17 protein-coding genes are annotated in these 21890 nt (G+C 73.1%); 6 read left to right on the top strand and 11 right to left on the bottom strand.

Annotation, left to right across the window (positions count from 1 at the left end; translation table 11 throughout):
• Positions 1-34 precede the first annotated feature (34 nt).
• Both PVK37_RS03185 and PVK37_RS03180 read right to left on the bottom strand, forming a co-directional pair.
• On the bottom strand, positions 35-1054 hold the full coding sequence (locus PVK37_RS03185) for a GNAT family N-acetyltransferase (protein ID WP_275034930.1): 1020 nt from the start codon (positions 1052-1054) through the stop codon (positions 35-37).
• A 70-nt stretch (positions 1055-1124) separates the two neighbouring features.
• Entirely contained in the window at positions 1125-2591 is a 1467-nt protein-coding gene (locus PVK37_RS03180; RefSeq protein WP_423790994.1) for a lytic transglycosylase domain-containing protein, read from the bottom strand.
• A 77-nt stretch (positions 2592-2668) separates the two neighbouring features.
• On the opposite strand from PVK37_RS03180, the gene PVK37_RS03175 reads away from it, so the two are divergent.
• Both PVK37_RS03175 and PVK37_RS03170 read left to right on the top strand, forming a co-directional pair.
• Positions 2669-2887, top strand: a complete 219-nt coding sequence (locus PVK37_RS03175) for an FmdB family zinc ribbon protein (protein WP_275032177.1) — start codon at positions 2669-2671, stop codon at positions 2885-2887.
• A 124-nt stretch (positions 2888-3011) separates the two neighbouring features.
• Positions 3012-5753 carry an ATP-binding protein gene (locus PVK37_RS03170; RefSeq protein WP_275032176.1) on the top strand — a complete coding sequence of 914 codons (2742 nt, stop codon included), beginning with the start codon at positions 3012-3014 and terminating at the stop codon, positions 5751-5753.
• Positions 5754-5803: 50 nt separating this feature from the next.
• Here PVK37_RS03170 and PVK37_RS03165 read toward each other — a convergent pair whose 3' ends face one another.
• Together PVK37_RS03165 and PVK37_RS03160 are read right to left on the bottom strand one after the other, a co-directional pair.
• Positions 5804-6358 (bottom strand): phospholipase, encoded by a 555-nt coding sequence (locus PVK37_RS03165; protein WP_275032175.1) that lies wholly within the window; start codon positions 6356-6358, stop codon positions 5804-5806.
• Between the two features lie 253 nt (positions 6359-6611).
• Positions 6612-8273, bottom strand: coding sequence for a glycoside hydrolase family 10-like protein (locus PVK37_RS03160; protein ID WP_275032174.1), 1662 nt, complete (start codon positions 8271-8273; stop codon positions 6612-6614).
• Between the two features lie 267 nt (positions 8274-8540).
• Here PVK37_RS03160 and PVK37_RS03155 point away from each other — a divergent pair, with 267 nt between their 5' ends.
• Positions 8541-10013 (top strand): amino acid permease, encoded by a 1473-nt coding sequence (locus PVK37_RS03155; RefSeq protein ID WP_275032173.1) that lies wholly within the window; start codon positions 8541-8543, stop codon positions 10011-10013.
• Positions 10014-10068: 55 nt separating this feature from the next.
• Here the strand turns inward: PVK37_RS03155 and PVK37_RS03150 are convergent, their stop codons facing one another.
• The 5 genes from PVK37_RS03150 to arfA all read right to left on the bottom strand — a co-directional run bounded on the left by PVK37_RS03150 (position 10069) and on the right by arfA (position 15871).
• Positions 10069-11154 carry a glycoside hydrolase family 43 protein gene (locus PVK37_RS03150; RefSeq protein WP_275032172.1) on the bottom strand — a complete coding sequence of 362 codons (1086 nt, stop codon included), beginning with the start codon at positions 11152-11154 and terminating at the stop codon, positions 10069-10071.
• Positions 11151-11975: a carbohydrate ABC transporter permease gene (locus PVK37_RS03145; RefSeq protein ID WP_275032171.1), complete on the bottom strand. Its 825-nt coding sequence runs from the start codon at positions 11973-11975 to the stop codon at positions 11151-11153. Before PVK37_RS03145 ends, PVK37_RS03150 begins: the two co-directional genes overlap by 4 nt.
• A gap of 12 nt (positions 11976-11987) precedes the next feature.
• On the bottom strand, positions 11988-12950 hold the full coding sequence (locus tag PVK37_RS03140) for a carbohydrate ABC transporter permease (RefSeq protein ID WP_275032170.1): 963 nt from the start codon (positions 12948-12950) through the stop codon (positions 11988-11990).
• A gap of 7 nt (positions 12951-12957) precedes the next feature.
• Positions 12958-14283, bottom strand: coding sequence for an ABC transporter substrate-binding protein (locus PVK37_RS03135; protein ID WP_275032169.1), 1326 nt, complete (start codon positions 14281-14283; stop codon positions 12958-12960).
• A gap of 76 nt (positions 14284-14359) precedes the next feature.
• Positions 14360-15871 (bottom strand): arabinosylfuranosidase ArfA, encoded by a 1512-nt coding sequence (gene arfA / locus PVK37_RS03130; protein WP_275032168.1) that lies wholly within the window; start codon positions 15869-15871, stop codon positions 14360-14362.
• 149 nt (positions 15872-16020) lie between these two features.
• Here arfA and PVK37_RS03125 point away from each other — a divergent pair, with 149 nt between their 5' ends.
• The 3 genes from PVK37_RS03125 (at position 16021) to PVK37_RS03115 (ending at position 19270) form a co-directional block, all read left to right on the top strand.
• Positions 16021-17028: a LacI family DNA-binding transcriptional regulator gene (locus PVK37_RS03125; RefSeq protein ID WP_275032167.1), complete on the top strand. Its 1008-nt coding sequence runs from the start codon at positions 16021-16023 to the stop codon at positions 17026-17028.
• A 137-nt stretch (positions 17029-17165) separates the two neighbouring features.
• Positions 17166-17684 carry a hypothetical protein gene (locus tag PVK37_RS03120; protein WP_275032166.1) on the top strand — a complete coding sequence of 173 codons (519 nt, stop codon included), beginning with the start codon at positions 17166-17168 and terminating at the stop codon, positions 17682-17684.
• Positions 17681-19270 carry a hypothetical protein gene (locus PVK37_RS03115; RefSeq protein ID WP_275032165.1) on the top strand — a complete coding sequence of 530 codons (1590 nt, stop codon included), beginning with the start codon at positions 17681-17683 and terminating at the stop codon, positions 19268-19270. The genes PVK37_RS03120 and PVK37_RS03115 overlap by 4 nt, the downstream gene beginning before the upstream one ends.
• A gap of 113 nt (positions 19271-19383) precedes the next feature.
• Here PVK37_RS03115 and PVK37_RS03110 read toward each other — a convergent pair whose 3' ends face one another.
• Together PVK37_RS03110 and PVK37_RS03105 are read right to left on the bottom strand one after the other, a co-directional pair.
• On the bottom strand, positions 19384-20109 hold the full coding sequence (locus PVK37_RS03110) for a methyltransferase domain-containing protein (protein WP_275032164.1): 726 nt from the start codon (positions 20107-20109) through the stop codon (positions 19384-19386).
• Positions 20110-20210: 101 nt separating this feature from the next.
• A complete protein-coding gene (locus PVK37_RS03105) occupies positions 20211-21848 on the bottom strand; it encodes an ABC-F family ATP-binding cassette domain-containing protein (protein ID WP_275032163.1) in 1638 nt (545 codons plus the stop codon).
• Positions 21849-21890: the final 42 nt, after the last annotated feature.

Raw genomic sequence — 21890 nt, 5'->3', positions numbered from 1 at the left:
ATCCCCCGGGTGGGACGGTCCGGTGAACAGTCGGTCAGCGCGCCTGGGCGTCCAACCGGTGCACCAGCTCCGCCACGTCGGCACCGTACTCGCACCACTGGCGATCGGGACGGTACCCCAGCTCGGTGTTGACCCGGCGCATGGCCTCGTTGGACTGGGCGTTCCAGGTCTGCACCTCGGTCAGCTCCGGCTCGACCGCGCGCAACTCCAGCAACATCCGGGCCTTGATCGCCCGGTCGATGCCGTACCCCCGGTGCTCCTCGCGGACGATGGTGTCGTACTGGTCGGCCCGGGTCGGGTGCTGCGCCGGCACCACCACCTCGGTCAGCCCGGCCACCTCGCCGGTGCGCTCGTGGATGGCGAACACGATGTACGGCTTCATGCCCCGCCGGTGCAGGCAGTCCAGGCTGTCCCGGAGCCGCTGCGGGTCGTACGAGCTGGGCCGCAGGTCACCGTCGGCGACGTCGCGGGCCTCGGCCTTCGCCCGCGCGTACGACTCGATCAGGTCTTCCGGCGGCCCACCCGGGCAGAACTCGATCCGGTAGCCCGCGCCGATGCCGGTGGCCATCTCGCCGAGGGCCGGCCAGTCCACCGAGGACAGCGGCAGCACGCTGCGGGTCTCCACATAGTCCCGGGTGAAACCGAGCGCCTCGAAGAAACCGACCGCCGGGGTGCCGCCGACCACCTCGACCCCGAGCGACTGGAAACCCTCCTGGTACGCGCGCCGGGCGGCCACCCGGACCAGGGTGCTGCCGAGGCCGTCCCGCCGGGCGTCCGGGTGCACCAGCACCTCCAGCACGCCGATGTCGCCGAGCAGCAGCACGTGCACGTGCCCGACGATCCTGCCGGGCGTCCCGTCGGCGGCCGGCTCGGCCTGGGCCACCCAGGAGATCCGCCGCTCGCCCGGCATCACCTCGGCGAGGTACTCGCGCAGCGACACCTCCCGCCACGGCGGATCGTCGGGCAGGTCGGCCGCCAGCACCGCGTTCAGCGTGTCCAACAGCGACGCGATCTCGGCGGACGACGCGGTCCGTGGGTCCCACTCGCGCACCATCACCCGTACAGCTTGCCGGCAACCACCGCCCGGGGGAAGTATTCACGTCTTTCGGGCGCGTGGGGTCGGCTCAGGGCCGGCTGGCCACACCGTACTCGTTGGCCTTGTCGAAGACGTCCTGCGCGTACCGGCGGACGTCGTTGTAGGAGAGGATCGCGCCCCACCAGTCGCCGGGGACGGTCATGTTCCGTCCGCCCTTGCACAGGTAGTTGCCGGCGGCGAGGGCGGCGTCGTCCAGGTCGTGCGGGTTCTCCACGCCGTCGTTGTCGGCGTCCGCGCCGATCTCCTTCCAGGTGGTCGGGATGAACTGCATCGGCCCGACGGCCCGGTCGTAGGTGGTGTCCCGGTCGAGCAGCCCACGGTCGGTGTCCATGATCCGCATCCGGCCGCCGTTGCCGTCCAGCGGATCACCGATGATCTCCGGCAGGGCCCGTCCGTCGGGCAGGAGGGTCGCCCCGTTGGCCCGGCCGTGCCGGGACTCGACGTACCCGATCGCGGCGATCGTGGTCCAGCTCAGCGCGCAACCGGGGGTGGTCTGGGCGAGCACCAGCTCGGCGTAGCCGTACGCCTGCATGGCGACCGGGTCGATGCCGACCTTCGCGCCGGTGGTACGCGCCCAGTCGGCGAGCGCGTCGGCGGGCCGGCCGGTCGGCACCGGAGCGACCACCCCGCCCGGGGTGGGCTGGCCGGGCAGCGGCGTCGCGCCCGGCGGGAGCACGACCCCGCCCGGCAGGGTCGCGGCGACGGTGGGCCCGGCGGGCGCGCTGGCGCTGGCCTCCTCGGCGACCGGGCGGGGATCGCGGGCGGCTCCCGGGACCAGCAGCGCACCGGCCGCCGCCGTCGCCGACACCAGACCGAGCAGGAGGAGGCCGGGCAGGGCCACCCGGCCGCTGGGCCGCTTCGACCAGGCCCGGGTCGCCCGGACCGCGCCCGCCGCGGCCTGGCGTGGCGGAGGCAGCCGGACGGCGTGCGCGAAGGGCACCCGGTACCGTCGCCGCCCGGCCCGGCCAACCTTGCCGGTCGACCCGGCGTCGCCGGAGGTGTCCGCCGGCCCGGCGTCCTTTCCGGCGTCGCCGGGGGTGTCCGTCGGTGCGGCGTCCTTCGTGGCATCGCCGGAGATGTCGGTGGCCGGAACGTCGACCTTCGTCTTCGTGTCGTCGACCTTGGTGTCGTCGACCTTCGTCTTGTCGTCGTCCGCCTTCGCGGCGTCGGCCGTCGCGGTGTCCGGTCCGGTCTTCGCGTCGTCGGCCGTGGTCGGGCTGTCGGTCTTCGCCCCGGCTGCGGCGACCCCGGCCGGGGTGGGACCGGCACCGGTCGGCCCGGCGGACGGCGGGTCGGCGTCGGTCGGGGTGGCGGGTGGCGGGTCGGAGCCGGCGGGCTGCGGCCCGCCGGGGCGGATCGCGTCGGTCGGCACCGGGTGACGCGGCCGGGGCACCAGCCGGCCGGCGCCCGCCCGGGACGCGGGTTCCGGCGCGGCACCCGACGAGGCGAGCGGCCCGTCCGGGGGCACGGCCGGACGCAGGGGCCGGGTCCGCATGCTGTCTCCGCCGTCCGCCACCCGTCGAGTATTACCCATGTCGGCGTGGGCGTCAGGTCCGGTCGTACCCTGGTGCCATGCCCCGGTACGAGTTCCGTTGCCGCGCCTGCGGTGCCACCTTCGAGGTCAACCGGCCGATGGCGCAGGCCGGTGATCCGGCCGCCTGCCCCCAGGGCCACGACGACACGGTCAAGCTGCTGTCCACTGTCGCGGTGACCGGCCGGGGTGGTGCCGGCCCGGTCGGCGGTGGTGCCGCCCCCGGCGGGGGCTGCTGCGGCGGCGGTTGCGGCTGCTGACACCGAGCCCCTGTCGGTATGTTGCGGTACCTTGCGGTCGTTCCCGTCCGGCCGTTCTCACGATGCGTGACGGCTTCGACATAGGGCAGCATGGCCGGCGACGTCAGGGGCGGAGGTTCCACGCATGTCGCCACGGATCCGCCTCCCGAGCGGGTGGGTGACCTTCTTGTTCACCGACATCGAGGGCTCCACCCGGCTGGCCCGGATGCTCGGTGCCGGTTACCGTCCGGTGCTGCACGAGCACCGCCGGCTGCTGCGGCACACGCTCGCCGAGGCGGACGGCGCGGAGCTGCTCACCGAGGGGGACTCCTTCTTCATCGCGTTCGCCGACGCGGCGGCGGCGGTGGCCGCCTGCCTGGCCGCGCAGCGGGCCCTGGCCGGACACGACTGGCCCACCCCGGAGTCGGCCCCCCGGGTCCGGATGGGGTTGCACACCGGGTACGCGGAGCCACGCGACGGCGAGTACGCCAGCCCGGAGGTGCACCGGGCGGCCCGGATCGCCGCCGCCGCCCACGGCGGTCAGGTGCTCTGCTCGGCGGCGACGGTACGGCACGCCGAGCCGTTGCCGGCCGGTACGTCCCTGCTCGACCTGGGGCTGCACAAGCTGCGCGGCTTCGACGACCGGGAACGGCTGTTCCAGGTGCTCGCGCCGGGGCTGGAGCGGGAGTTCCCGCGTCCCCGGACGGCCGACGCGGCCCCGCACAACCTGCCCACCCGGGTCACCTCGTTCGTCGGCCGGGAGGCCGAGCGGGTGGAACTGGAGGGGCTGATGGCGGGGCACCGCCTGGTCACGGTGCTGGGCGCGGGCGGGGCGGGCAAGACCCGGCTGGCCGTGGAGCTGTGCGCCGGCCTGGTCGAGGCGTACCCGGACGGGGTGTGGTTCGTCGACATCGCCACGGTCACCGACCCGGGGCTGGTGCCGTTCGCGGTGGCCGCCGTGTTCGGGCTGCGGCCGGAACCGGGCCGCCCGATCATGGACACCCTGGTCGAGTACGCGGCGACCCGCCGGATGCTGGTGGTGCTGGACACCTGTGACGCCCAGCCGGCCGCCACCGCGGCGGTGATCTCGCGGCTGCTCACCGGGGCCCGGGGGGTGCGGGTGCTGGCCACCAGCCGGGAGTCGTTCGGGCTGCCCGGCGAGGCGGTGTGGCGGATCCCGCCGCTGTCGGTGGACCCGGCGCCGGGCGGCGGGGAGAGCGACGCGGTGGCCCTGCTGCTGGACCGGACCACGGCCGCCCGGGGTGGCCGGCGTCCCGGGCCGGCGGAGGTGGGGGACCTGCGGCGGGTGGTGCAACGGCTGGACGGGTTGCCGCTCGCCATCGAGCTGGCCGCGGCCCGGCTGCGGGTGCTGTCGGCGGGGCAGCTCGCCGAGCGGCTGGCCGACGTGCTGGGCGCGCTGGACGCGGGGCGGGACGAGCCGGCCCCGCCCCGCTCCTGGTCCGGTGGGCAGGAGGACACCGTCGAGCTGCGCCCGGAGGCGGGTCTGGGTGACTCGACCCGGTCGACGGTGGAGCGGCACGCCACCATGCAGGCCACGGTCACCTGGTCGTACCGGACGTTGGGGCCCCGGTCGGCGAGGCTGTTGCGGTGGCTGGCGGTGTTCGCCGGCCCGGTGGACCTGGCGGCGGTGGAGTGGCTGCTCGACGAGGACCCGTTCGGGCCGCTGTCGGTACTGGTCGACAAGTCGATGATCCTGGCCGAGCCGAGCGCCTCGGGCAGCACGTACCGGATGCTCGACCCGATCCGGGCGTACGCGGCCCGGCGGTTGGCCGCGGCCGGTGAGGAACAGGTCGTCCGGGACCGGCACGTGGCCTGGTCGCGGCACATGCTGCGGCGGGCGCACCTGGGCCCGGACGGGCAGCCGGTGACCCTGTCGCTGTACTCGCTCGACCCGCTCGCCGGTGAGCTGCGGGCGGCGCTGCGCTGGTCGGCGACCGGGGGCAGTGCCCGGGACGGGCTGCGGCTGGCCGGCGGGATGGACCTGTGGTGGCGGGAGCGCGGGCTGGCCCGGGAGGGGCGGCTCTGGCTGTTCCGGCTGTACGGGCGGATCGCCGAGACCGGTGAGCGGATCCCGGAGGCGGAGCTGGCGGCGGCGTACCACATGCACTCGCTGCACGCCGGCGCGGACGGTGAGTTCGCCGAGGAGCTGCGGTTCGCGCAGCGGGCCGAGGCGGCGGCCCGGCAGGCCGGGGACGCCGGTCTGCTGGCCCGGGTGCTCGCCGGTCGGGCCGCGCCGCTGGTCGACATGGGGCAGTTCGCCGAGGCGGAGCGGGTCTGCCGGGAGGTGATCGACTGGGCGCGGGAGCGGGACGTGGCGGGGGAGGCGCTGCTGGCCGTCTACAGTCTCGCCGAGCTGCTGTGGCGGCGGGGGGCGCTGGACGAGGCGGCGGAGCTGCTGGGCCGGGCCCGGACGGTGGAGTCGACCCGCCCGGTGGAGCGCGGGCAGCGTTCGGTGGACATGCTGCTGGGCATGGTCGCGCTGGCCCGGGGGGATCTGGTCGCCGCGCACGAGCATCTCCAGGTGGCGCTGCGGTCCCGGATGAGCCACGGCTACCACGGCCGGGCCTGTGACACGGTGAACGCGCTGGCGGTCCGCTGCGCGGACGGGGGTGACCCGGCGACGGCGGCCCGGCTGTTCGGCGCGGCCCAGGCCACCCGGGCCCGGATGCGGTCGACGCCGGGCCTGTTCGGGGCGTACTGGCTGCGCTGGCAGACGGAGGTACGCCGGGCGCTGGGGGACGCGGCGTTCGACGCCGCCTACGGGGCGGGGGTGGAGTTGCGGCTGGAGGAGGCGGCGGCGTTGGCCCTGGCGGTGGAGCACCCGGACCTGTCCCCCGCCTCCCCACGGTTCACGTCGAGCTACTGACCTGGCCGCCGGCGGGGGTGTCGAACTGTCGACCCGGCGGCCGGCGGGGCTCAGCGCAGGGCGGCGGTCTTCAGGTTCGCGGCCCGTTCGGCGTCGGCCTTCAGCTTGGCGGCCCGGTCGAGGTCGGCCTGGCTGACCGCGGCGATCGACCCGAAGGCCCGCACCGCCTGGTAGTACGTCCAGGCCAGGCTGTAGCAGGCCGGGCTGACGACGCTGTTGTACGTGGCGCAGACCCGCTTCAGGTCCTCGTAGAAGGCGCTGTCGATGCGGGCCTTGTTGGCGCTGGTGAAGACGCCCATCGCCTTGTGGTTGCGGTACCCGAAGTCGTGCCGGTAGCAGGACAGGTTGAAGGTGAACCCGAGCGGGTTGTCCGGGCTGGACGAGCAGTAGTCGGTGGACCAGTTGAAGGCGTACGCCGACCAGGCGCCCTGGTTCACCCGGGCGGAGTTCCAGGCGTTGTAGCTGCTGGCGCTGGTCTGGGTCCAGCTGTACATCACGCTGAGCTTCTGGTCACGGGTGACCGCGGCGGCCGGTGAGGCCACCCCGAGGAGGGTGAGCAGCGCGAACGCGCTGGCGGCGAGCATGGTGGTGAGGCGACGGCGCATGGGGGTTTCTCCTCCGCGGGGGTCGGGCGAGGGTGGAACTTTTCTCCGGCGGGTTACCGGATGACTAACAGTTTTTATCGATCTTGGTTGATGTCCGGTCCAGTCCCACTCGAATTTGGATCGATGCGTCGAAACAGACGAATGCCCCGGGGTGGACGGGCCACCCCGGGGCATTCGGCCCGGATCAGGTCAGCTCAGGCCGGTCGGCTCAGCTCAAGGTCGGCTCAGCTCAGGCCGGTCGGCTCAGCGCAGGTCAGCGGACCACCCGTGCCGGACCGGCCGGGCTCTCGTTCGACAGCCGGTCCAGGGCGGTCACCAGGTAGGTGTACGTCCGGCCCGGCTCGGCCGTCCGGTCCAGCCAGGACTGCACCGCGCCGGGGGTGGCCCGGACCGTGTCGACCAGGTGCGTCGCGTCGGCCAGCGCGCAGCCGTCCGGCCGTCCGGCACCGTCGAACCGGTAGATCGCGTACGAGGTGGCCGTGCCGAGCGGACCCACACCGTTCGCCGGCTGCCGCCAGCTCAGCCGGACCCCGTCATCGGTCCGGGACGCGCCGGTGACCACCGGGAACAGCAGCGGCTTCGCCGCCAGGTGCGGCATGGCCGGCACCAGCGCCGGCTTCGAGTAGTGCTCGGCGGCGTAGATGTCGGTCGCGCCGAGCCGGTTCGCCTTGACCTGTACGGCGGAGAAGTGCACGTTGCCGAGCACCTCCGGGTACGACCGGTTCAGCGTCAGGTGGTTCGACAGCTCGTTCGGGTTCATCCAGAACGACCCGTACGCCGGGTCACCGCTCTTGTAGTCGGCCTGGCCGATGTAGAGCTGCACCTTCGTGCCGCGCACCGTCTCGGCCCACCACGGCACCAGCCGGGCGTAGTCGGCCGCCGGGTACTGCCCGATGTACCAGTAGAGCTGCGGCACCACGTAGTCGATCCACTCCTCCTTCACCCACTTGCGGGTGTCGGCGGAGATGATGTCGTACGACTGGCTGCCGGTGGTGTCCGAGCCGAGCGGGTCCACCGACTTGTTCCGCCAGATGCCGAACGGGCTGACCCCGAACTTCACCCACGGCTTGACCGCCTTGACCTGCTCGCCCATCTCCCTGACCAGCAGGTCGATGTTGTCCCGCCGCCAGTCGGCCTTGTCGGTGAAACCCCGGTTGTACTGGGCGAACGTGGCGTCGTCGGGCACCTGGTGGGTGCCGCTCGGGTACGGGTAGAAGTAGTCGTCGAAGTGCACCCCGTCGACGTCGTACCGCTTCACCGCGTCGAGCATCGCAGTCTGCACGAACGCGCGGACCTCGGGGATGCCGGGGTTGTAGTAGAGCCGGCTGCCGGCCACCCCGGCCGGCGGGTAGGCGAAGGTCCAGTCCGGGTGCTGCCGGGCCGGGTGGTTCGGGGCGAGCTGGTTCACGTCCGCGCCCGCGCCGCCGGGGGCCGGCATCGAGACCCGGTACGGGTTGAACCAGGCGTGGAACTCCAGGTTCCGCTTGTGCGCCTCGTCGACCAGGAAGGCCAGCGGGTCCCACCCCGGGTCCTGGCCGCGTACCCCGGTCAGGTACTCCGACCAGGGCTCGTACGGCGACGGCCAGAACGCGTCGGCGGTCGGCCGGACCTGCACCACCACCGCGTTGTGGTTGAGCCGCTCGGCCAGGTCGAGCCAGCCGAGGTACTCGGCCTTCTGCACGGCGGTCCGGTCCGGCGCGGTCTGGGACGCCTTGGTGGGCCAGTCGATGTTCACCACCGACGAGATCCACATCGCCCGGAACTGCCGCTTCGGGGTGGCCGGGTCGGTGTCGCAGGTGCTGGTGTCGGTGCTGAGGGTGGGGGACGGGTCGGCGGTGGCGGGCGCGGGCGTGGCGACGAGCGCGCCGAGCAGCGCGACGGCCAGCCCGGCGGCGCTGAGCCGAGGTGCCTTCATCTGGTGCGTCCCTTCGTTGGGGCTCGGCAGGCAGAGGGCGTACGGCGGCCGTCCGGCAAGATTCGTCGCCAGCGATTCGCCGTCAGAAGAAAATTTTCACACCCGCCCCGTTCCGCGCAAGACCCCGCCGCCGATCCGCCCCCGCCGCAGCTCACCACCGTCGCCGGACCGTTACCGGGTTGGTACGCCGCGTGGCGGTTGACCGGCCGGGCGGCTGGGTAGCAGCACCGGTCACCGGCCGCCACGGTGGTGGTCGCACGGTGGGAGGTGAGCGCGGTGTCCGTGCTGCGTACCAAACCGATCAAGGACGTGATCGCCCAGAGTGAGGCGGACGGGTCGGACGGCGGACCCGGCCTGAAGCGCCGTCTCGGTGCCCGTGACCTCACCGGGTTCGGCATCGGCATCGTCATCGGCACCGGCATCTTCACCCTGACCGGCCTGGAGGCCCGGGAACACGCCGGCCCCGGCGTGGTGATCTCGTTCGCCATCGCCGGGCTGGTCGCCCTGCTCGCCGCGCTCTGCTACGCCGAACTGGCCTCCAGCGTCCCGGCCGCCGGCAGCGCCTACACCTACGCGTACGCCACCATGGGCGAGATCGTCGCCTGGATCATCGGCTGGGACCTGCTGCTGGAGTTCGCCCTCGGCGCGGCGGTGGTCGCCCGGGGCTGGTCCGGCTACCTCGCCGAACTGTTCGACCTGCCGACCGCCTGGTTCGGCGAGGAGGGCAGCGTGGTCAACCTCGGGGCCATCGGCATCGTGCTGCTGCTCGGCGTGGTCGCCATCGTCGGCGTCCGCGAGTCGGCCCGGGTCACCAACGTGCTGGTCCTGGTCAAGGTCGCCATCTGCGTCTTCGTGGTGATCGCCGGGGCGTTCTTCGTGAAGGCCACCAACCTCACCCCGTTCATCCCGCCGGCGGAGGAGGCCGGCAGCGGCGAGGACGGCATCCGGCAACCGGTCACCCAGTTGATCTTCGGGATGGACGCCTCGGTCTTCGGCTTCGCCGGGGTGCTCACCGCCGCCGCCGTGGTCTTCTTCGCGTACACCGGTTTCGAGGCGGTCGCCAACCTCGGCGAGGAGACCAAGAACCCGCGCCGGGACCTGCCGCTCGGCCTGCTCGGCACGCTGCTGATCGCCAGCGTTCTCTACATCGGCGTCTCGCTGGTGCTGGTCGGCATGGTGCCGTACACCGAGATCGACCGGGGCGCCCCGATCGCGTCGGCGTTCGAGTCGGTCGGCGCCGGCTGGGCGGCCATCCTCGTCTCCATCGCCGCCGTCGCCGGCCTGACCAGCGTGATCCTGGTCGACCTGGTCGCCATGGGCCGGGTCGGCTTCGCCATCGCCCGGGACGGGCTGATCCCGCCGGCGGTCGCCAAGGTGCACCCGCGCTTCGGCACCCCGTACCGGATCAGCGCGGTGATGACCGTGGTGGTGGCGCTGCTCGCCGGCTTCCTGCCGCTGACCGCGCTGGCCGACCTGGTCAGCATCGGCGCGCTCTGCGCCTTCGTGCTGGTCTCGCTGGCGGTGCCGATCCTGCGCCGGACCCGTCCCGACCTGGAGCGGCCGTTCCGGGTGCCGTTCTCCCCGGTGCTGCCGGTCGTCTCCGCGCTGGCCTGCCTCTACCTGATGCTCAACCTCTCGGTGGAGACCTGGCTGCGGTTCCTGGCCTGGATGCTGCTCGGCGCGATCATCTACTTCGGCTACGGCCGCCGCCGCAACCGGCTCGCCCAGCGCGCCGGCTGACCGGTACGGCGGTGGCCCTTCCCCGGCCGGGGAAGGGCCACCGCCGTCAGTCGGCTCAGGGGCGGGGCTGCGGCCCGGCGGTCGGGCCGTTCACCACCGGCCGGCCGTCGCGCCAGACCACCTCGTCCAACCAGGTCTGCCGGCCCGGGTCGATCGCGCCCTCCTGGCCCGGCGGCCAGGCGTGGTAGAGCAGCCAGGTGCGGCCGGCGTGCTCGACCATCGAGGCGTGGCCGGGGCCGGAGGCGGCGGCGTTGCCGGCCAGGACCGGGTTCTCCGGGGCCTTCACGCACGGCCCGGTCGGGCTCTCGCAGACCGCGTACCCCTCGGCGTACTCGGCCCTGTCGTAGGCGTTCGCGGCGAAGAAGAGGTACAGCTTCCCGTCGTGCCGCCAGAAGAACGGCCCCTCGATGAGCGTCCCCTCCCACGGCTCGGTCTGCTTGAGCAGCTTCGTCGGCTCACCGACCAGGGTCAGCCCGTCGACGGAGAGCCGCTGCGACCAGAGCCAGGTGTCCTGGCCGACCGCGTTGCCGTCGTTCTTCCACAGCAGCCAGAGACTGCCGTCGGCGTCCCGGAACGGGCTGGCGTCGATCGCGCCACCCAGCTCCGCCTGGCAGATCAGCGGCCCGGCCGAGTCGTCCCGGTACGGCCCCTGCGGCGCGTCCGCCACCGCCCGCCCGACGCACTGCCGCCCGGAGGACCGCCCGGCCACCGTGTAGTAGAGGACGAATCGGTCCGGGGCCAGCTGGATCGCCTCCGGGGCCCAGGTCTTGCCGGCGTCGGCCCAGTCGGGCAGCGCCGGCAGCGCGTCCCCGGCCGGCGTCCAGTCGACCAGGTCCGGTGAGGTGTGCACCGGCACGTTGCGGCCCTGCGCGTTGGTGTGGAAGAGGTACCAGGTGTCGCCGACCCGGATCGCCTGCGGGTCGGGGGCGTCGGTGGCGATGACCGGATTGGTGAACATGTCGGCTCCCGTCGTCGGATCGGTGGTCGGTTCGTCGTTGCCGCCGCACCCGGTGAGCAGCAGCGCGGCGGTCAGCGCCACCGCCACCGCCCGCCGTCGGCCGGCCCCGGCCGGTGGCCTGTCGCCCCGCCGGCCGGACCCGGTCGGGTGGGTGCCCGGCCGGTGGGCGGTCCCGGCGGTCACCCCTTCAACCCGCTGCGGGACACACCCTGGATGACGTGCCGCTGGGCGAGCACGAACAGGATCAGCACCGGCACGCTGGCCAGCACCGCACCCGCCATGATCACCGGATAGTCGGTGGTGTACGCGCCCTGGAGCAGCCCCAGCCCGGACGGCAGGGTCAGGTTGTCCGGGCTGAACAGCACGTACACCGGCCAGAGGAAGTCGTTCCAGTTGGTCAGGAAGGACAGCACCGCCAGGGTGGCCAGCGCCGGCTTCGACAGCGGCAGCAGCACCCGGGCGAACACCTGCCACTGGTTCGCCCCGTCCAGCACGGCGGCCTCCTCCAGCTCGGCCGGGATGGACAGGAAGAACTGCCGCAGGAAGAACACCCCGAACGCGCTGGCCGCGCCGGGCACCACGACCACGGTCAGGGTGTCCAGCCAGCCCAGGCTGTCGGCGATCAGGAAGTTCGGGATGATCAGCGAGGTCGGCGGGATGAACAGTGTCCCGACGATCAGCGCGAAACCCGCCCGGCGGCCCCGGAACCTCAGCCGGGCCAGCGCGTACGCGGCCATCGACGCGGTCACCAGCACCAGCAGCGTGTGCAGGGTGGCGGCCAGCATGCTGTTGACGAACCAGCGCAGCACCGGGTTCTGCGCGTCGGTCAGGATGCGGTCGTAGCCGTACCCGGAGAACGGGTCCGGCAGCCAGCCCGCCGGGATCCGCTGCGCGTCCCCGGAGGTCTTCAGCGAGGTGAGCACCATCCAGAGCAGTGGGGCGAGGAACACCAGGGCCAGGGTCACCAGGACCGCGTAGCGGGCGGTACGGCGCAGTGTCGTCACGTCGGGGCCTCCTCAGTCTTCCCGGTACCGGAAGAACCGGAAGTTGACGATGCTGATCACGGCGAGGGCCAGCGCGAACAGGATGCTCATCGCGGCGGCCCGGCCGGCGTCGTTGTCCCGCAGCCCCTCGTCGACGATCCGCCAGACCACCGTCCGGGTCTCCTGGCCCGGGGCGCCCTGCGTGATCAGGAAGGACTGGCCGAACACGTTCGCCGAGGCGAGGATCGTGGTGGTCAGCACGAACAGCATCACCGGCCGCAGCCCGGGAAGGGTGACGTTGCGGAACCGGTCCCAGGCCCCCGCGCCGTCCATCCGGGCCGCCTCGTACAGCTCCGGTGGGATGTCCTGGAGACCGGCCAGGTAGATCACCGCGTTGAACCCGGAGGTCCACCACACCGTCACCCCGACCAGCGACACCCAGGCCCACGGCACGTCGGTCACCCAGGGGGTGTCCGCCGGCAGCCCGACCGCGCCGAGCAGCCGGTTCACCAGGCCCAGGTTGGCGTCCAGCAGGAACCGCCAGAGCAGGCCGATCACCGCCACCCCGAGCACGTACGGGGCGAAGTAGACCGCCCGGAAGAAGGTCCGCCCGGGGAACTTCTCGTTCAGCAGCAGCGCCAACCCCAGCGGTACGACCACCAGCAGCGGCACCGAGAAGACCGTGAAGATCCCGGTGGCCCGGACGCTGGACCACCAGTCCCCGTAGATCGCCGAGTCGCTGGAGAACAGGTCCCGGTAGTTGTCCAACCCGACGAACGGCCGGTTGGGCAGCTGGATGTCCCACTGGTGCAGGCTCAGCCACGCCCCGAACAGCACCGGGGCCAGCCCGAACACCAGGAACAGGACCAGGTACGGCGCGAGGAAGAGGTACGGGGTGACGGCCCGCCCGCGCCGGAGCACGGAACGGGGCTTCCGGGTGGCCGCCGGGGGCGGCGCGTCCGCACGCGCCGCCCCGACTGTGCTGGTGTCGGCCACGGCCGGCTCAGCTTCCGTACTTCTTGCGGTTGTCCTCCAGCTGCTTGTCGGCCTTCGCGACGCCGTCGTCCAGCGCCTGCTTCGGCGACTTCTTGCCCAGTACGGCCTCGTTGAACGAGTTGTAGAAGGTGAGCAGCACCTCGCCGATGCCCGGCGCGGCGGGCGGGAAGGCGGCGTACTCGATCTCGGGGGCCAGCGCGCCGACCTCGGTGAGGGCCTTGAAGCCGGCGTCCTCGCGGACCGTCTTGCGGGCCGGCACCTGGCCGCCGGCCGCCCAGTCCAGCGAGCGCTGGCTGAGCCAGTTGATGAACACCTTCGCCCCGGCCACCTTGTTGGCGTCGGTGCTGCGCTGCTTGACGATGGTGAAGTTGTGCGAGTTGGCCCAGGCGGCCTGCTTGCTGCCGATCTGCGGCAGGGGAGCGACGCCCCACTGCACGTCGGCGCTCTTCTTCAGGTCGTTGATCTGCCAGATGCCGTTCCAGTTGAAGGCGTTCTTCCCGGCCTTGAGCGCCAGGTAGTCGGCATCCTGGCCGACGTTGGCCGGCGAGTGCCCCTGCTTGATCATGTCGACCAGCCAGGTGCACGCCTCGACCGCCGGGTCGGAGTTGAAGGTGGCCTTGGCGACGTCGGCGTCGAAGAGGGTGCCGCCCCACTGGTGCATCACCGAGTAGAAGGTCATCCCGCCGGTGAACTGGAACGGGCTCACCCAGAAGCCCTGCACGCCGGACTTCTTCAGCTCGACCAGCGCGGCGTCGTACTCGGCGCGGGTGGTCGGCGGCTTCTCCGGGTCCAGGCCGGCCTTCTGCATGACGGCCTTGTTGTAGTAGAACCCGAGCGGGTGCATGTCCAGCGGGATGCCGTACCGCTTGTCGTTGTAACGGCCGCCCTGCCAGACGGTGGGGGCGAAGTCGGCCTCGGTCAGCTCCAGGGTCTTCGCCACGTCGTCCAGTTCGGTGATCACGCCCCGGGCGGCGAAGGTGGCGAGCTGGTCCATGTGCATGACCGCGATGTCCGGTCCGGCGCCGCTGGAGACCGCGCCGGGCAGCTTGGCGTAGTAGTCCTCCCAGCGGTACGTGGTGACCCCGACCGCGATGTTGGCGTGCTCGGTGTTGAACGTGTCGACGAGTTTCTTGAAGATCTCGCCGTCGCCGCCGGTGAAGCCGTTCCACAGCTTCAGGTCGACCTTCGGGCCGGTGTACTCCTTGCCGCCGTTGCCGGTCGCGGTCGACCCCTCGTCGTCGCCGCCGCAGCCCGCCAGGGTCAGGGTGGCCGCGGTGCCGAGCCCGACACCGAGGCTCAGCAGCCGTCGTCGGCTCATCTCGTTGCGCATCATGCTGTCTGTCTCCTTGGACGGGGTGGTAGGTGCCGCCCCGGCCCGACCCGGACGCCGGGCCGGGCCGGGCACCCGGTCAGGGCCGGGTGGTGAAGCGCAGCACGTTCCAGGAAATGGCGGGCAGCCGTACGGTGCACCGACCGCCGTCGATGGTGGGGGTGGTGGTCTCCCGGGGCGTCACCCGGTCGGGCTCGGCCTCGGTGTTGCTCGCCGTCGGGTCGTCCCCGGCGGCGAGGGTCAGGTGGGACCGGCCGGAGAGTCCCGGCAGGCCGCGCAGGTCCAGTTCCAGGGTCAGCTCGGTGGTGTCGCGGTTGACCGCGAAGACGGCCAGCTCGCCGCGTTCGGTGTCGTGCACCGCCACGGTGTCCAGCACCGGCACGTCCCCGTGCCGCTTCGTCTCGTACGTCGGGGCGACCGGTTCGGTCCGCAGCACGGTGCCCCGGGCGTACCGGGCGGTGAGCGCGAACGGGTGGAAGATGCTCTGCCGCCAGGCCGGCCCGCCGGTGCGGGTCCGGATCGGCGCGATGACGTTCGCCAGCTGGGCCTGGCAGGCCACCCCGACCCGGTCGGCGTGCCGGAGCAGGGTGATCAGCAGGTCGCCGACCACCACCGCGTCGACGGCGGTGTACGTGTCCTCGATCAGCGCCGGGGCCTCCACCCAGCCGCGCTGGTCCAGGTCGGCCTGGAGGCGGGACTGGTACCAGACGTTCCACTCGTCGAAGGAGATCCGGAGCTTGCGCCGGTGGCGCTGCCTGGCCGCCACGTGGTCGGCGGTGGCGACCACCTCGCGGATGAAGTGGTCCATGTCGACGGCGGAGGCCAGGATGCTGGCCTGGTCGCCGTCGGACGGGTCGTAGTAGGTGTGCGCGGAGATGTAGTCGACGTGCTCGTAGGTGTGCTCCAGCACCGTCGCCTCCCAGGAGGCGAAGGTGGGCATGCCCCGGCCGGAGCTGCCGCAGGCGACCAGGCTGACCGACGGGTCGATCATCTTCATCGCGCGGGCGGTCTCGGCGGCGAGCCGGCCGTACTCGTCGGCGGTCTTGTGGCCGACCTGCCAGGGGCCGTCCAGCTCGTTGCCGAGGCACCACAGCCGCACCCCGTACGGCTGTTCCGCGCCGTGCCTGCGGCGCAGGTCGGACAGCGCCGTCCCGCCCGGGTGGTTGGTGTACTCCAGCAGGTCGCAGGCCTCCTGCACGCCGCGGGTGCCGAGGTTGACCGCCATCATCGGCTCCACCTGCGCCCGTTCGGCCCAGGTCATGAACTCGTGCAGCCCGAAGGCGTTGGTCTCGATGGTCTTCCAGGCCAGGTCCAGCCGGCGCGGCCGGTCACCGGCCGGCCCGACGCCGTCCTCCCAGCGGTACCCGGAGACGAAGTTGCCGCCCGGGTAGCGCACCACCGAGACGCCCAGCTCGCGGGTCAGCTCCAGCACGTCGGTACGGAATCCGTGCTGGTCGGCGTCGGGGTGGTCGGGCTCGAAGACGCCCCCGTAGACGCAGCGCCCCATGTGCTCGACGAACGATCCGAAGAGCCGGCGGTCGGCGGCTCCGATGGTGAAGGCGGGGTCGATCGTCAGCTGAGCGGTCCGCACCGGGGGCCACCTTTCGTTGTTCGCCTTGACTGCGGACAGTGACCGTGGTCACGCCCGTGCCCCGACTTTCTACAACGTTGTAGGCAACGTTGTAAAGAGGCTCTGACAAGGTAGAGTGCCCCGCATGACGGGGTCGGGAGGTTGACCGGGTGCGACACAGACTGAAGGACGTGGCCGAGAAGGCCGGCGTCTCCGTCAAGACCGTGTCCAACGTCGTCAACGGATACCAGCATGTCCGACCGACGACCCGGGCGCGAGTCGAGCAGGCGATCGCCGAACTGAACTACCGGCCCAACCTCTCCGCCCGGAACCTGCGCAAGGGGCGTACCGGGGTGATCGCCCTCGCCGTGCCGGAGCTGGACATCCCCTACTTCGCCGAGCTGGCCCGGCACGTCGTGGTAGCCGCCGCCGAGCTGGGCTGGACGGTGCTGATCGACCAGACCGACGGCGGGCGCGAGCAGGAACGGGTGGCCGCCACCGGCATCGGCGACCACCTCATCGACGGGCTGATCTTCAGTCCGCTGGCGCTCACCGCCGACGAGCTGGTCGGCCTCGACGGCACCCCGATGGTGCTCCTCGGCGAGCGGGTCGACCCCGGCCCGGCCGACCACGTGATGATCGACAACGTGGCCGCCGCCCACGAGATCACCAGCCACCTGATCGGTCTCGGTCGCCGCCGGATCGCGGCGGTCGGCTCGCAGCGCGACCCGGAGGGGGCCAGCGCGCGGCTCCGGCTCGCCGGCTACCGCGCCGCCCTCGCCGCCGCCGGCCTCGGGTACGACGAACGGCTGGTCGCCCCCGCCCCGGCCTGGCACCGCGCCGACGGCGCCGCCGCCGTGCGCGGCCTGCTCGAATCCGGGGTACGGTTCGACGCCGTCTTCTGCTTCAACGACACCCTCGCCCTCGGCGCGCTGCGCGCCCTGCACGAGCACGGCCTGCGGGTCCCCGGGGACGTCGCGGTGGCCGGCTTCGACGACATCGAGGACGGTCGCTTCTCCATCCCCACCCTGAGCACCATCGCACCGGACAAGGAACGCATCGGCCGGCTGGCGGTGGAGCTGCTGGTCGACCGGATCGAGGGGGACCGGGCCGCCCCGCCGCGTGCGCTCACCGCCCCCTACCGGCTCGAACCCCGGGAGAGCACTCTCGGCCGTTGACCCCCGCCCCGGGCCCCGGTTCGTCCACATGCGACAGTCCTGCTGCCGGGCGGCCGCCGCCGAACGGGGGATGGGCGCGGTGGCGGCGGGTCGCCATGATGTGCGGCACGTGGCACGAGCAGAAAGCTGGGGGCGAGATGAGCACCGATTCGAGCTGGGGCGACTACCTGTCCGCCGACACCTCCGTCCCGGACGTCAGCGCCGGCACCTTCGACACCTACGACCCGCCGGTGGTCGACCCGGTGCTGCCCGACCCGGTGGCCGAACCGGCGTTCGAGCCGCTGCTGCCCGAGCCGGTGGTCGACACCGTCGAGAACGAGTTGGCCGGTGCCGCCGCCGACCAGGACTGGTCGTCCTGGCACGCCGCCAGCGGCGACCAGTGGGCCGACTCGGCGCAGGACTGGGTCGACTACGCCAACGAGAACCTGGCCGCCGGCAACGTCGACATCGCCAACAGCGCCTTCGACACCGCCGCCAACCACGCCGACCTGGCCGGCAACAACTACGACGTGTCCCTCGACTACTCCGCCCAGGCCGGCACCCACCTGGACACCGCCGTCGCGGAGGTCGCCCCCTACGACTCGTACGACGCCAGCACCGGCTTCGACGCGGGCAGCACCTTCGACGCCGGTACGAGCTTCGACGTCGCGGAATGAGCTGGGCCGACGACACGGACCCCGGTACCCGGCCGGACCCGGCCGTGCTCGCCGCCGAGGCCGGACGCCTGGCCGCCGGCGCGGACCGCCGGACCGCCGCCCCGACCAGCGTGGTCCGGCAGCACCTGCTCCGTACCATCCGGGACCTCGCCTTCGACCTGCGGACCGAACAGCTCAGCCTGCTGGAGGCGGTACGCGGCTCGAAGCTCGGCGGGGTGACGCTCTCCGCCGCCCGGGTGCCGGTGTTCCTGCGGATCGGGCTGGAGCCCGACGGGACCGGCACCCGGATCACCGTCCTGCTGGCCGACCGCTGGGCCGGCAAGGTGGGCCGGAACTGGGGCCTGACCTCCGTCTACGTCGAGGTGTTCGGGTCCGTCCTCAGCGCCGTCGACGGTGTGCTCGGTCGCCTCGACCCGGCCGCTGCCGCCGCGTTCGCACCCTGGTGGCGGCAGACCGGCCCCGGGGACGTGGCGATCATGCAGAACGCCGCGACCATCGCCAACCGGGCTGGGGCGGTGCTGTCCCGGCACGCCTCCCGCCTGCTCGACGGGGACGCCGTGACCCAGCGTCGGGCGGCGGTCAGCCGGGCCGGCACGGAGACCTTCACCTTCGAGACCCCGCAGGCCGTCGCGGAGGTACCGGCCGAACTGGCCGACGGGATGCTGATGGTCGGCGCCCTGGTGGCGAGCCGCCCCGGCGGCATGCCGCCGAACCTGGTCGCCCAGGTGCAGTCGCTGGTGGTCCGGATCGAGGAGCACCTCGCCTCGACCCCCGGCACAGCCGGTGCAACCGGTCCGGTCCCGGCCGCCCGGTTCGCCGTCGAACCGGCGGACGTGCCGGTGGTGACCTTCCTGCACCAGCAGGCCCGGCTGCGGGGCATGCTGCCGGTGCGGACCCTGCGCACCTGCACCACCTGCCGGCTGGAGAAGGTCACCAACCCGGATCTGGAACGGTTGCAGGAACGGACCCGACGCACCCGGGACCTGGCGACCAGCATCAGCGCGGTGGTCACGCCGTACGTGCTGGCCGGGCGGCTGGTGCAGCTCAACGGCAAGGGCCCCAGTTTCGCCTGCCCGCGCTGTCAGGGCATGGACGCCGACGAGACGGTGGTGACGTACTGCCAGCGGTGCGGCGACCGGCGGGCCGAGACGGCCCTGCGGACCTGCCCGAAGTGCCAGTTCGACTTCCGCGGCCTGATCGCCGGCGACCGGCTCTGGCAGCCACGCGCCACCCCGCCGCCTGGTGTGGCCGCCACCCCACCGCCCGGCGCGGCCACCACCCCACCGCCTGGTGTGGCCGCCGCGCCGACCCCGGAACCCCCGGTGCCGCCCGCTCCGCCGACCGTGGACACCCCACCCGGGCCGCCACCCCCGGCCCCCGTCGCACCCCCACCCCCGGCCCCCGTCGCACCCCCGCCGCCGGCCCCGGTGCCTCCGCCGGCCTCCGCGCCTCCGCCGCCGGCCCCGGTGCCTCCGCCGCCGGCCCCCGCACCCCCGGCCGCCGTACCCGTGCCGCCCGGACCGGCCCGGCAGGTGGACCCGGAGGCGGAACAGTGGCCGCGCCCGCCGGGGTACGGGCCGGCCTGATCAACTCCAGATCGCCGATGTCGGGGTGTCAGCCCCCGCGCGGACACCCCGACATCGGCGAAACGGAGTCGATCACGGGCCGGCGGGGCCGGTCAGGCGGAGATGCGGGCCGGTCAGTCGAAGAAGCGGGCCAGGTGCGCCGGCTCCGGTCCCGGGTCGTCCGGGCCGAGCGGGGTCAGGTCGGCGAAGATCGAGGCGGCGTCGCAGCCGACGTGCAGCGGGTACCAGCGGGGGGTGCCCGGTGGCCGCTGCCCGCAGATCCCCTTGATCGTCTGTACGTCGAGGAGCCGTACGTGGGTCGGGTCGGCGACCGCGTTCACGTGCCGCCACCAGGGGCTCATCACGTGCAGGACGCCACCCGGGCGGAGTACCCGGTGGCACTCGTCCAGCAGCGGCAGGAAGTCGATCAGGTGTTCCAGGATGTGTACCGCGAAGAGGACGTCGACCGAGTCGTCGGCCAGCGGCAGCGCCCCGGACAGGTCCGCCACCGCGTCCACCCCCGGCGCGGGGTAGATGTCCAGGCCGAGGTTGCCCGGGTACTGCTTGGTGCCGCCGCAGCCCAGGTCCACGACGACCGGTTCCCGGCCGCCGACGGCGACCCGCCCCCAGACCCCGAAGACCCCGGCCAGCCGGCCGACCCGGTCCCGGACCAGCCGTAGCTGGGCGGGTTCGTCCACCGCCCCGGTCAGGTGGGCCACCCCCCGGTCGAAGGTCACCTGCACCGCCAGGTCACGCAGCCGGTCGTCGTGCCGGGCCTGGTCCGTCCACGCCTCGCGGAGAAACACGTCGATCGCCCGCAGCCGTTCGGCCGAGGGCGGTGCCTGCGCCGTCGCGACCATGCGGGCCACCTCCAGCCCGCCGTTACCCGGATCCGCGCCCGGTATGCACCGGTTGGCCGGGTCGGTGGGTGCCGGGTCCGGATGCGGGTCGGGAACCCGGATCAGTCCTCGGTGACCCGTCCGGCGTCCACCCGCAACCGCCGGTCGGTGCGTACCGCGTCCAGCATCCGCCGGTCGTGGGTGACCAGCAGCAGCGTCCCCGGGTAGCTGTCCAGCGCCGACTCCAACTGCTCGATCGCCGGCAGGTCCAGGTGGTTGGTCGGCTCGTCCAGCACCAGCAGGTTCACCCCGCGCCCCTGGAGCAGGGCGAGCGCCGCCCGGGTCCGCTCGCCCGGGGAGAGGGTCGCCGCCGGCCGCAGCACGTGCCCGGCCCGCAGGCCGAACTTGGCGAGCAGGGTCCGCACGTCCGCCGGGTTCAGCTCCGGTACGGCGGCCCGGAAGGCGTCGATCAGCGGCTGGTCGCCGAGGAAGAGTCCCCGGGCCTGGTCGACCTCGCCGACCACCACCCCCGGGCCGAGCGAGGCGTGTCCGGCGTCCAGCGGCAGCCGCCCGAGCAGCGCGGCCAGCAGGGTGGACTTGCCGGACCCGTTCGCCCCGGTCACCGCCACCCGGTCGGCCCAGTCGATCTGGAGGTTCACCGGGCCGAGCGTGAACCCTCCCCGGCGTACCACGGCACCGCGCAGCGCGGCCACGACGGCGCCGGCGCGGGGCGCGGCGGCGATCTCCATCCGCAGCTCCCACTCCTTGCGCGGCTCCTCGACCACCTCCAGCCGTTCGATCAACCGCTCGGTCTGCCGGGCCTTCGCGGCCTGCTTCTCGGAAGCCTCGGACCGGAACTTCCGGCCGATCTTGTCGTTGTCGGTGGCCTTGCGGCGGGCGTTGCGGACGCCCTTCTCCATCCAGGATCGCTGGGTCCGCGCCCGCTCCTCCAGGGACGCCCGGGTGTCGGCGTACTCCTCGTACTCGTTGCGGGCGTGCCGGCGGGCCACCTCGCGCTCCTCCAGGTACGCCGCGTAGCCGCCGCCGTAGTGCTGGATCCGCTGCTGGTGCAGGTCGAGTTCGAGGACCCGGGTCACCGTGCGGGTCAGGAACTCCCGGTCGTGGCTGACCAGCACGGTGCCGGCCCGCAGCCCGGTGACGAACTCCTCCAGCTGGGCCAGCCCGGCCAGGTCCAGGTCGTTGGTCGGCTCGTCGAGCAGGAAGATGTCGTACCGGCTGAGCAGCAGCGACGCCAGGCCGGCGCGTGCCGCCTGGCCGCCGGAGAGCCCGGTCATCGGGTGGTCCAGGTCGACGGTGAGGCCCAGCTCGGCGGCCACCTGCGCGGCCCGGTCGTCCAGGTCCGCCCCGCCCAGGGCGAGCCACCGCTCCAGCGCCTCAACGTACCTGTCGTCGGCCCCGGCCGCCCCGGCGGCGAGCGCCTCGGTCGCCGCGTCCAGCGCGGCCTGCGCCGCCGTCACCCCGGTCCGCCGGCCCAGGAAGTCGCGGACCGTCTCGCCGGGGCGGCGTTCCGCCTCCTGCGGCAGGTGCCCGACGTTCGCGGTGGGCGGGTTCAGCGTGACGCTGCCGGCCTCGACGGGCAGCAGCCCGGCGAGGGTACGCAGCAGCGTCGACTTCCCGGCCCCGTTCACCCCGACCAGGCCGATCACGTCGCCGGGGGCGACCACCAGGTCGAGTCCGGCGAAGAGGAGCCGGTCGCCGTGGCCGGCGGAGAGGTCCTTGACGATCATCGTGGCGCTCATCAGGAGGCGAATGCTATCCGGCTGGGCCTGCGCCGGCCGAAC

Origin of the sequence: Micromonospora cathayae (assembly GCF_028993575.1) — a bacterium.
Classification (GTDB): Bacteria; Actinomycetota; Actinomycetes; order Mycobacteriales; family Micromonosporaceae; genus Micromonospora; species Micromonospora cathayae.
Note: the sequence above shows the minus strand (reverse complement) of the source record. Positions and strands in the feature narration are given on the sequence as shown.